The organism is Catenibacterium sp. AM22-6LB (assembly GCF_003435615.1).
Classification (GTDB): Bacteria; Bacillota_I; Bacilli_A; order Erysipelotrichales; family Coprobacillaceae; genus Catenibacterium; species Catenibacterium mitsuoka_A.
On the sequence record NZ_QTUM01000064.1, the window covers coordinates 1 to 11,976 of the forward strand.

The window sequence follows — 11,976 nt, forward strand, 5'->3', positions numbered from 1 at the left end:
CCTATTGTTTTACGAATCCTGACTTTCTGCTCCTCTGTTGGATTTATTTCCGTCTTGAAACTCTTCAGCAATTTCCTCATCCCTTTCTATCAGTTTTTATACTTATGAAACCCTTTGCAGCCTGCAGGAGAACACATGGAGTATTGAAACAATATCCTGCATGAGTTCTCCATCTAATTTCTAATTTAATTATAGAACAAATAGAAAATTCATGTATTCAGTTCAGCTTCATGAACGCCTTTTAATCGGCGTTAATAAAATTTAATTTTCACTAACCTGTGGTCTGTGGGTATTCAAATAATTCTTTTACATTATAAAACTATCTTAAAAATGCAACTTGATTTAGTAAATGATGATTATAAGTATAATAATGCCTTTAGTTTTGGTTCGGTTTGCCTTTAAAGTTCCTTTTCTATCTCAACGTTATAACATCTTAACAGATACGCCTAAAAGTTCAGTAAAATCCTTTAATTTATAATTTGTGATATTTGATGTTTTCATTTTAACGCTCTCCTTTGAGGAGATTTGAACACATTTAATCACAATAGTCGATATATTTAGTTACTTATAGTTTGTCTTATTAATATTTCTGTATATATGACATCATCTTTAGTTCTTATACCCATAGGTATATCAGTAAATGTAATGAAACTTTCCTTTTCTTTAACTACTTTAGTATAGCCATTATTTCCATAGACTTCCAACTGACCTTTCAAGACATAAATCATCTTATAGTAAGGATATATTTCAGCGCTTATGTCTGTATTTCTTGCAAGTGAGAAATAAGTCAGTGTATCATTTACTGCTTTAGAAGTGGTACAGCCTGGTATAGGCTCGTTATCTTTTGTGATAGAGAAAACTTCTCCTATTTTTTCATTCATACTTAACCCCTTTTTTTGATTGGATGTCTAATGACAGTTTTCCATTTTTCTGGTGCGACTCTTCTTGCATCAGAAAGATATATTTCATGATGTAGTCTTTCTTTTGTAAGATCATTTATATATCCATTTTCTTCTATATATTTGTTCATAAGTGCAACAGAGGCAGGTTCATCATCAAATGAACCTATATGCATCATCTGTACACATAATCCCTCATCAATCGTAATAAATTCAGCACAAGAACAATCCATTTTTTTCTTAATAGAAGCAGTTTCTACTGCCCATTCAAAATCTTTTTTAGTAATAAAGTCTGGTAAACGAATAACAGAAATCCAATTAAAAGTAGATTTATCATCATAATCTATACCTTCGATGCCATCCTGCCACCAGAAACCTTCTAGTGGAGGAACCACATATTCAAAGAATCCTTCTATCTTATAATTTGTTTTATAGCTCATCTTAAGTGTATAAGCGACTGCATATAGTACACTAATAGCCTTCTGATAATCACCACCTTCCTCGTTTGGATCCCCTTGTCCTCTTACCGCAATATAGTTAGCACGAGGAACAGTGACTATCATGGGTTTATTTTTAGGCATATAGAATTCTTTATATTCTTTCTTAAAATCAAAAGCCATATTTAACCTCCTATAGTTAATCAGTACAGAAAAAATCTAAAACGTCTTTATAGATTATTTCTTTATCTGTTTCATTGAGTAGTTCATGTCTTTTATCTTTGTACAGTTTACTCTTGATATTTTCATAACCTACTTCTTTTAAGAACTCTTCTAATTCATTAAATTTCTGTTTTCCTTGAATAACTGGATCATCAACACCTGCAATTAAGAATATAGGCAAAGAACTGTTTTGTGGATTCCAATCATCTTTGATGAAAGCTGATTTTAATAGCTGGAAAAGATTTATAAAGCCACTTGTAGTAAAAGTAAACCCACATAGAGGATCGGTGTTATATGAAGACACAGTCTGTAAATTAGAACAGATCCATTCATTTTTAGTTGTATAGCCTTTGTTGTAGTATCCTACAGATAACTTATTCAGAATCTTATTAGGTTTATAGTCTTTATAAAATAATCCAGTAAGTTTTCCTGCAAATAATGCTAGATCAACAAGTTTATTTTCTGTAGGTGGACCACACAATACAATCTTTTCAATATGCTTTTCATATTTCTTTAGGTAGTTTCTAGAAACTAATGTACCCATACTATGACTAAATATAGAGATATTTAATGTAGGATATCTGTTTTTCAAATATTCTGTAATTAGATAAGCATCATCTACAATATATGTTATATCGTTCGTATAGAAATATCCTAAATGTGATCTGTCTTTTACACTTGCACCATGTCCTCTATGATCATGAATGGCACAAATATAGCCTTGTTGTGATAAAAAGTTCATAAAGTCATAATAGCGTTCTTTATGTTCAGACATACCATGTATTAACTGAATAATACCGATAGCCTCTCCTTCTGGTTCAATAATAGCTAGTTCTAGGGGTAATTGATCTCTTTTTGATAAGAGTGTTTCAATAATCATATGTATTTACCTCGTTTCATTATAATTTTTATTCAAATTAATACTACAAAATTATTATGAACTTTAGATGATGTCATTAAATATGAAGAGTCATTCTTATTATTCCTAAAACAAGCAAATGTACTGGATAGAAGAAATAGTTGAAAAGTTTATTTTGTCTCCCCCTTTCTCCGTTATAAGTCAGATTCAAACCAAATCCAAGTAATGCCCAGGGTTCCTTAAACATTGACGCATAACAAAATGGTATAGAATAGATATATTTATCATGAAATATATACATGAAATATCCAATAAGTACGGCATGATGTTCATAATCCAATCCTAAATTCATAGCTACAAAACACATAACTGTGACAATGAGAATGGATACAACATACCATAATGGTTTATTCAGTTTCTCTTTTAATACATCTATAATCCATATAATGGCAAGTACAAATGACAGTGTAAACATGATATTGTTCCAGTTGGGTTCAAAGAACACAGCCGATGTACACATATCAAATGGGACTTCAGAGATGATACCAAATAGAAGAAGAGTTCCTAAATATTTCCATTTGTTTCTTGTATGAAAGTATCCTTCTATGAGAAGAAAGATAAATATAGGGAAAGCAATTCTTCCTAAAATATCAAATAGATCACTTATTCTATTTAAAGTACCACCATCTAGATTAGGATAGATAATAGCTTTATTGAAATGATCAATCAACATTGAGGCAAATGCGATATATTTTAATTTTGCACCTGAGAATATCTTGATTCTCTCTTTTATATTATTCATATGTCTCATCCTTTCAAAACCATTATAACATAAAAGGCTGATTTACAAAGGAATCAGCCTTAGTAATTACTGTGATATGTTTTTTAGAATAAAATCTCCCATTTCATTTATAAGATCCTCTGCTTTTATATTATAGCATATCAGAAAAAGCCATACATTCAGCATCTTATATTGAACTCTTATTATACTATAAAAAAGTGAAATTCATCTTACTTCATGACATAAAAGGATGATTCTTAATTGTGTGAGGTACCCTCTGTATTTATAAGAATAGTCAGATTAAATACAACCATCTTGATAAGTGACTGAATATAACATATTTCTTTATATTAGTATGGTATCCCCCTTAAGTATTTCTTGGAAATGAAAAGGTTCTGAATGACATTTATTAAAATCAGAACCTTTATTTAGTATTAATTTTTCTTTGTGATGATATGTTTGATTTCATCATCTTTCCAGATAATTAAATCACAATCAAAGCCTTCTTTAATGACTCCTGTATTTTTTAAACCTAATATTTGAGCAACATTTTGAGTAAAGAATGGCAAAGCTTTTTCATATCCCAATGCATTCTTTAGAGAAATAAATTCTTTCTTTAAGTTAGAGACTGGTGTAATACCAATTTCTTTGATAGATCCATCTTCATTATATGTAGACCATGAGCCTTGTGCATCACTAGAAATAGTGACTTTAGAAGTATCCTTAAACTGTTTAATGAATTCTAGAGTCTTGCCATCACCTTCACATGTTAAGTCAACTGTACCACCCATTTCAGCAAACTTGAGTGCATCTTTAAATAAGTGTGGATTACGACTACAGTGTGTAGGTTGGAATAAAGAAACAGGAATATCAGCTCTTTCTAAAGCATGAAATACAGGAGTTAATCCTTGTTTTTCATCACCCATATGAAGTGTTAAATTTGCTTGTTTTCCAGCAATAAGACTTGCTGTACGGATTTGAGAAGCTAAACGCACAAGTTCATCATCAGTAATATGACTTGATCTATGATCACTTAAAGCAAGCTTAACACCTAGAATACTATCAATAAATACAATATCATCTTCTACTGAATCAGTGAGAGTATATGTAGGATATGTATAACTTCCTGTTAGAATATAGGTATGGACACCTTTTTGAGTCAATTCTTTTGCCTTAGCGAATAATTCTTTTGTGTTTCTTGTATAGCCATCTGTACCTAATAATCCAATCACAGTAGTAATACCTGCATCTAGTATTTCATTGACTTCAATAGGTCTAGCACGAGAAATAAAGCCTGCTTCTCCCCCACCACCTGTGATATGTACATGACGATCAATAAGACCTGGTGTAAGGATACAACCTGTCCCATCAATTGTTTCAATAGAATAAGGATATGTGATATGATCATCTATCTTTTCTATTTTAGAATCTGAAATCAATACATCTTTGACACCTAAGTCTTCTGGTGCATAGATTTGAATGTTTTTAATTAGTTTCATAATTTTTCACCTCAATGAGTATTATATAGAGAAACCAACATGCTGTCATGTTAATCTTGAAAGAAAGACTAAATTGCATTAATTGTCTATATATAAATATAAAAAAGCAGACGATAAGTGCTCTAATTATGTAGGTTTTCCAACATTCTTATATTGTCTTTTACCTACATTTTTATTTTATCCTTTGCAAGTTGATCAAGAGTATCGGAACACTTGGTCAACCTATTCGGAATGAGTGATCAACTGAAGTGGAATAATCATTTATGCTATTTTACAATTAGTTATCTCTATTATCAGCTATTTTTACCTTTTACCTTTTACCTTTTCTTATTTTATTATGATAAAAGTACAGTTTATATGTGATATGCTTAGCTTGACAATATTTTTCTATTCTTTTTTCCAACTGTTGCCAATATCTTATTCCATAATTAGAGTCATTAAAAATTCTCTCAAAATCTTGATATTCGTCTTTAGGGAGAACCTCTTTTGCAAAATTTAGCACTTCACATTTATAAGGACTTCTCAAATTCAAATTTTCAAAACATATATAATCCACATATTCATATACTTCATCTATTATCTGAAATACATTTGTTATATGGGGAATTATAGGAGAGATAAACACGTAACATTTAATTTTTTCATTGTTTAATGTCTTGAGGGTTTGAATTCTTTCGCTAGATAAACTAGCACCTGGCTCTATTCTTTTTGAAATCTTATCATTAAGTGTAGCTAAAGAAATACCAACCTTTATATTACTTATGCTTTTAATTAGCTTTAATTCTTTTAAAATGAATTTTGATTTAGTTAAAATTTCTACATTTGTATCAATGTTTGAGTTTTTTATCTCCATTAATGCCTTTTGAGTTCTTTTGTACTTTAGATTTAATGGTTGAAATGGATCAGTTATAGATGAAAGCAAAACAGTTTTATTTTCTAATTTTTTTAGATTTTTTGTCTGCCAATCCTTTATTACGATATATTCTCCCCATACTTCATCTATTTTCATAAAACGTTTCATAAAACAAGCATAACAATAAATACATTTATGCGTACATCCAACATACGGATTTACTACAATATCTGCAGCAGGTAATTGACTTTTTGTATAAACGTCTTTCACATTTTTTTGAATAACTTTCATACTATTTTTTATTCGAACTTTCTATCTAATTTTGTTATATTTTTTACGCATAATATACTTATAATTGATATTGATAAAATCATACTTATTTCTCCCATGAAATGTGAATGATCAAAAATATATCCAATCGCAAAAAATACTACTGTACTAAATACTAAAGATATAAATGATACTACAGATATATATGTGCTTCGGTTATCATCATCAATATATATATGCTTATACTCATTTGTAATCTGCGCTTTTAATGGAATACACATATATATGATTATAATTGAAATTGCAATTATAACTATATTTTTACTAAATAATGATAGCATCAACAATGATTGTAATATAGGCAGTATAACTAAAAGAAGACGTCGTTTGAAAAATTTTATAATATGCTGGCTATATCTTTGAACTAAAAATTGAAAAACTACATATCCAAAATTAATATAAACAATATAGTTTAATGGGAAACCATTTAATAATAAGATAATCTGATATATTGTTGGAAAAAAGAACTGGAATCGTCCAATACCTTCATATATACCGATTGAAATTGTCTCTGAACTTTGCAAAAAAGCTTTAAGAGCATTGCCTATTGTTAATGTATTACTCATACTTTCTTTTCCATTAGTTGAAGTTTCTTTAATCATTAATCCCATTACTAGAGCAAATAATCGAATAATAAAAGTAACAATTAGTAGTAATGTATAATTTTCTCCATAAAAAGTTGTTATTATAACTAACAGAATACTTGATGTTAAAGTTGCTAGAAAAGAAAATTCGTAAAATTTTGATAATGATTTATTAAATTTACTAACATCAGCATTTACAATGTCTTTAAGTAAAGATTCATTATTTCCAGAAGCAAGACTCCATCCCAATCCTTCCAAAAAATAGGCAATTAAAATCATGTGAAAATTTCTAAACATAATTAAAATCAATAATGAAATAACAAAGGTAAGTATTGAATACAACATAACTTTTTTTCTAGAAATTAGATCACCAAGATGTCCTGTCGGAATTTCTAGTATTCCTATAAATAATGGCAAACATAAGTTGATGACTGTAATTTGCATACTAGAAAAACCAAGACTATTTAAATAAGCAACTTCTACAGGAAAATATAATGATATACTTATAAAAAAATTAACTAAATACATTTTCTTAACTGAAGTTAATTTAGAAATCATATTCTTCTGCCTTCTCCTCTACTGTTCTTAAAATTTCTTCTGGATTACATGTAATTATATTGTCATACTGATCTAAAATAGTATCTCTCTTTTGTGGAACTATTGTGCAGTCAGCCATTTTAAACAAAGATAGATCATTCTCACCATCACCTGCAACAATAATATATCCATCATCAATTAAATCTTTCAATGCACTACCTTTATCTATTTTTAAAGGTTGAATTTCTAAATTATATTTAAACGATGTAGTTATTGATATATCACAGATATTTTCCAAAGCTTGTTTCATTTCTATTAATTTATAAACATCTGAATCTATGATTTCAATTTTTAAAATATTTAATCCAGAACTATCAATATTAAAAATTTCTCTTGAATTTGCATAAATCAATTTATAGTATATTTTTGCTTCTTCTACTATATCTTCAAAAGAGCCCTGCTTTGTTTCACCCAATTTTAATAATCTAGTATTTCTGTCTTTTGTACCTCGAACAACATTACCTTTATCAGTATACAACATATATAAAACATCTAACTTTTCTAAATATTGTATAATCCTTTCACATTTCGAATTATCCAAATAATTTTTATTTAGCACATTACTCTCTTCATCATATATTTCTGAACCATTACAACAAATAGCACTATATTTAAATTCAATATCTCCTAAAACATCGTTCAACTTCTTATAATCACGACCTGTTGCAAAACAAATCTGAATTCCTTTACTATATAATTCTTTCAAAATTCTTTTTGAAGTTTTCGATAATTCATTACCATCAGATATCAATGTACCATCAATATCTGAAACAAATATTATCTTCTTTTTCATATTAGTCTCACATTCCTTTCTTTCTATATTTCAACAATCTAAATTTTTTTTGTGGAAGAGATATTTTCCCACACAACTTGATTTGTTTTGATTTTTTTTAGCATTTTTAATACTCTTTTTTGTAATAAACGATAAATTAATACATTTAAATTCATTTTAATTGGTTTTTGTAATTCTTTTGAAAAACTAAATTCCCATTTACATTTACTTTTAAAATAATCTTCATATTGATAACCAAAATACTTATAGGAATTGTCAACACCTATCAAAATTCTGATTTGCTGCTGCTTCCATTCATGATAAGTTTTACATGGTTTAAAGTATGCATAACCATCCTTAATAATATTTGTTGAGTATTGTGTGATATTGTGATCATATAAATATTTCAAAAAATAATTACCAATATATCCATCATCTGCAACGTTCTCATCTGTAGGATAACTTTCAAAATCTTTTTTATAAAAAGTCAACGCTCCACCCATGACAAAAGGTGAATTTGCAGCATTTTCTAAATATGGAATAGATATTATCCTTTGAAATAAATTATAATTATTTTGTTTCATTTTAAAATTTGGTCCAACAATAACTGGAATATTGTATAATACTCGATATCGAATTAAACATTCAATATTTGATTGTATTGTACTGTAAGAAATATCAATATCATCATCAATAAAATAGCAAATATCATCTTGATCACAACATTTTAGAATAGCATTTAATGCATTATTTTTACCTTTAACCGTTGTATTTAATAACTCAATTTCAATCGTATCAAAAATCTCTTTTAATTGATCAATGATTATAGGTATATTTTTAAAATTTTGATTTCCATTGCTTGAAACTATTATTTTTTTATTATATTTATGTAATTTAGAAATTTCATTAAATAATACTTCTAAATTTTCATAAAGAAAATCGAGACTATTATAAGTAGTAATTCCAAATACTATTTTATTCATATTTTCTTCCTTTCCATAATAACTGTAATGAAGTAGCTATTGCAAAAAACGCTGCAATTAAAATTGGATATATTAAACTATTCGTAAAGTAATATACAATCAATGAAATTAGCGCACCCATAATATGCCCTAAATCTTCAATATAATTAATGTGACTATTTGATATATAACAATTAACATTAAGATAGTTTTTTAAAATATATACTGTACCACCAAAAAAACCAGTTATAATCCAAAATACACTTGCCCAAAATGAACTATTATGAAAAACTCCTAATAGAATTAATGTTAGTGCTAATAAAAAATGTGCAATAATAGCATTATTTATATTCATATTACTATTTAATATTTTTTGTGTAGATGTATAAGTTATCCATCCTAATACAAAAATAAATATTGCCAATATTTTTGGCATATTAAAATCTAATAATAACACAAAAACAATATAGCAATAGCTAAAATAATGTAACTGATGTGTTAACATTATCAAATCGCTATTATTTATCTTTAAATTTATTTTGTTTTTAATTGAAATTTCATCATATTTAATAAGAAGCATTATAATTGAAAAGACAAAAATAAATAATATCAGTCTATAATTAATAAAAAATATACTTGTAAAGCCTAATATTCGAAAACATCGTTTTAACATTGTATTGGATTTACTTTTAAAAACATCTCTTGTCATTTGTAAATTCCAGGATATTATAAATGCTAAAGTGATTAGCTTAAATGCTAAGTTTTCTATGAAAAAAACACTAATAAGTACAAGAATATTTACTATTAATCCCAATTTTTTTACATTAAAGTTCCTTATAATATTTCCAAATTGATATGCACAACCTACAGCTATTAAAACAGGTATAGGTAAATTGTTTTTATAAGCATAGTAAACTATTCCAAATTCGATAATCCCTGATAAAAAACTTTGAAAGTAAAAGAATATCATCTCTAACATAAGCTATTTCTCCAACTTACATTTATCAAAAATCATACATGTGTTACAAGAATTTTTCCAATATAGTGCATTTTCAGAATTTAAAATTTCCTCTAGCGACTGCTTAGTAATATTACCTAGGTTAAACTTATCATTATCAATTTTAGCCTTTTCACCCAATGCCCAAAAACAACTAATTACATTACCATCAGGTAAAATACCAATCGATTTTTTTACTGCTCGACACTCTAATGTATATTTTTCGTGATTTGGTAATAAATATTGAAAATGAACATCAATAGATGATTTGCTTGTAATTGCTTTTATATAATCTACTACTTCACAATATTCTAAATGAGTTGGTGTAATTGATTGAAATTTTCTACCTCTACCAGATGGGAAGAAACGCAAAATACTCCATTCCTTAACATTATTTTTTTCTAACCAGTGAAATAATTCATCTATTATTAATTTACTCATATTTTCCTTAGTTATCACAGTTTGTGCACCTGTAATAACATCATATTTACTCAATTCAGCTAATGCATGTGCAGCATATTCATGGTAACCGTTCGGTCTTGATTCATAAAATTCATATGGTCTACAATCTAATGTAATTTCTACATCATGTACTAATTTAGCTAGTCTTTTAATTAACTCATCATCTAAAAATGCTCCTGATATACTTACACCTATATTATTGCGTCCTAACTTTCTTGAGGTATATTCAATTAACATAAAATTTTCAGGATTAGTAAATAACTCTCCGCCAGAAAAATCTACACGTACATTATGCTTAGCTAACTTATCAATAACACCTATTTTATCTTTTAGACATAACTCATTTTCATGAGTTTCATTTAAAATTTTCTTACCTGTATATACTGCATCAACATAACAAAACTTACAATTCCAACAACAAGCTCGTGTTACATTCCAAATAACACTCATTCTATTTTTATCCATAATTATACCTCTAAATATTTTTTTTATTAAAATCTATCATCACCAAAATGCCATATCCAGCCGTTTCAGCATAAATAGGCTTTTTAAGATCTAATTCCTTAATAATATTGCTAACATTAAAAGAGAAGTTTTCTTTGATATAATTGCTAATTATATCAAAAGATACTTTTTCATCATTAAATGTTTCAACCATAATCGATAGTGGGCCAGATAATTCAATAACATATGAAACTAGTATTTCACACTTACTCGTAAATCCGTGTGAAACTACATTCTTGGCTACATATCTACAATAATATGCTGCACTACGATCAACCTTACTAGGATCATTAGATAAAAAATATCCACCACCAATTCTAGCGTAGCCACCATATGTATCACTTATTATCTTTTGACCTGTTGTACCGCTATCTCCATATGGTCTTCCTAAAACAAATGAACCACTAGGATCAAATAATATTTTCGTGTTTTTTTCGATTAAATTCTTATTTATTGCTGAGTAGAAATCGCTATTGTATCAACCCTAATCAGTTTATCATTATGATACTCTACGGTAACCTGTGTTTTACCATCTACACCTAAAAAAATGATACTTATGTTTTATATCACACAAACGTTTTGCCAACTTACTTGCATAATAAATTGACTTAAGAATATACTCGTCGATTTCTTTACAAGCATATCTAAACATAGATTCTTGATTGCCCCCACCAATATTACCATCTGAATGTGCTACCGCATTATTAATTTCTGGTGATTGCTCATCAACATCTACACTTATAATAAATTCTTCATTTTATATTATTTATTTTTAATGCTGTATTTACAATCTCAGTATAATTTAATCTTGCTTTTGTTTTAGCTTCTCCAAAAATCCAAATTTTATTATCCTTAATAGATCTTTCAACAGCCTTTTTACTAAGCTCGTCATTTGATGATGCCATATCTAATACACTATCAGAAATAAAATCACACATCTTATCAGGATGTCCTAATGTGATACTATCTGATGTAAAATACCATCTTCTTATTACCTTAACCCCAAAAAATTGATTTTTTTTCGTCTAGACATTTAATATTTTAATATTAATAACAAAAAATACTACAAATGTGTCATAAGCGACTCAAATTAGTCATAAGATAATGACTCATCGTAATTACCAAATTATATAGTGTAACAAAAAAGGACTATTAAATCATAAAATGGACCCTGTAAAAAGGACACGATAAAAAAAGGATATTTATTTCGTGACCCTG

15 protein-coding genes are annotated in these 11,976 nt (G+C 27.9%); all 15 read right to left on the reverse strand.

Annotated features, from left to right (window positions below):
* Positions 1–80, reverse strand: an 80-nt coding sequence (locus DW269_RS13230; RefSeq protein ID WP_147580610.1) for a helix-turn-helix domain-containing protein, incomplete at its 3' end; no start/stop codon positions are given.
* 477 nt (positions 81–557) lie between these two features.
* Positions 558–881 (reverse strand): hypothetical protein, encoded by a 324-nt coding sequence (locus tag DW269_RS10820; RefSeq protein WP_195921644.1) that lies wholly within the window; start codon positions 879–881, stop codon positions 558–560.
* A 2-nt stretch (positions 882–883) separates the two neighbouring features.
* The gene (locus tag DW269_RS10825) at positions 884–1,519 is read right to left on the reverse strand and encodes a GyrI-like domain-containing protein (protein WP_117459864.1); all 636 of its coding nucleotides are present in this window, start codon (positions 1,517–1,519) and stop codon (positions 884–886) included.
* Positions 1,520–1,535: 16 nt separating this feature from the next.
* Positions 1,536–2,438, reverse strand: a complete 903-nt coding sequence (locus DW269_RS10830) for an alpha/beta fold hydrolase (protein WP_117459866.1) — start codon at positions 2,436–2,438, stop codon at positions 1,536–1,538.
* Between the two features lie 76 nt (positions 2,439–2,514).
* The gene (locus tag DW269_RS10835; RefSeq protein WP_233502500.1) at positions 2,515–3,219 is read right to left on the reverse strand and encodes a TraX family protein; all 705 of its coding nucleotides are present in this window, start codon (positions 3,217–3,219) and stop codon (positions 2,515–2,517) included.
* Between the two features lie 413 nt (positions 3,220–3,632).
* A complete protein-coding gene (gene iadA / locus DW269_RS10840; RefSeq protein ID WP_117459870.1) occupies positions 3,633–4,697 on the reverse strand; it encodes a beta-aspartyl-peptidase in 1,065 nt (354 codons plus the stop codon).
* A 310-nt stretch (positions 4,698–5,007) separates the two neighbouring features.
* Positions 5,008–5,841: a radical SAM protein gene (locus DW269_RS10845; RefSeq protein ID WP_117459871.1), complete on the reverse strand. Its 834-nt coding sequence runs from the start codon at positions 5,839–5,841 to the stop codon at positions 5,008–5,010.
* Positions 5,842–5,849: 8 nt separating this feature from the next.
* Positions 5,850–7,022: an MFS transporter gene (locus DW269_RS10850; protein ID WP_117459873.1), complete on the reverse strand. Its 1,173-nt coding sequence runs from the start codon at positions 7,020–7,022 to the stop codon at positions 5,850–5,852.
* The gene (locus DW269_RS10855) at positions 7,012–7,854 is read right to left on the reverse strand and encodes an HAD-IIB family hydrolase (RefSeq protein WP_117459875.1); all 843 of its coding nucleotides are present in this window, start codon (positions 7,852–7,854) and stop codon (positions 7,012–7,014) included. Before DW269_RS10855 ends, DW269_RS10850 begins: the two co-directional genes overlap by 11 nt.
* 38 nt (positions 7,855–7,892) lie before the next feature.
* The gene (locus DW269_RS10860) at positions 7,893–8,816 is read right to left on the reverse strand and encodes a glycosyltransferase (protein ID WP_117459877.1); all 924 of its coding nucleotides are present in this window, start codon (positions 8,814–8,816) and stop codon (positions 7,893–7,895) included.
* The gene (locus DW269_RS10865) at positions 8,809–9,774 is read right to left on the reverse strand and encodes a hypothetical protein (protein ID WP_117459879.1); all 966 of its coding nucleotides are present in this window, start codon (positions 9,772–9,774) and stop codon (positions 8,809–8,811) included. The genes DW269_RS10860 and DW269_RS10865 overlap by 8 nt, the downstream gene beginning before the upstream one ends.
* 3 nt (positions 9,775–9,777) lie before the next feature.
* On the reverse strand, positions 9,778–10,719 hold the full coding sequence (locus DW269_RS10870) for a radical SAM protein (protein WP_117459881.1): 942 nt from the start codon (positions 10,717–10,719) through the stop codon (positions 9,778–9,780).
* A 10-nt stretch (positions 10,720–10,729) separates the two neighbouring features.
* On the reverse strand, positions 10,730–11,212 hold the full coding sequence (locus tag DW269_RS13050; RefSeq protein ID WP_370446098.1) for a methionine adenosyltransferase domain-containing protein: 483 nt from the start codon (positions 11,210–11,212) through the stop codon (positions 10,730–10,732).
* Positions 11,209–11,316, reverse strand: coding sequence for a hypothetical protein (locus tag DW269_RS13055; protein WP_370446099.1), 108 nt, complete (start codon positions 11,314–11,316; stop codon positions 11,209–11,211). The genes DW269_RS13050 and DW269_RS13055 overlap by 4 nt, the downstream gene beginning before the upstream one ends.
* Before the next feature lie 194 nt (positions 11,317–11,510).
* A complete protein-coding gene (locus DW269_RS13060) occupies positions 11,511–11,696 on the reverse strand; it encodes an S-adenosylmethionine synthetase N-terminal domain-containing protein (protein WP_233502501.1) in 186 nt (61 codons plus the stop codon).
* Between the last annotated feature and the right edge of the window lie 280 nt (positions 11,697–11,976).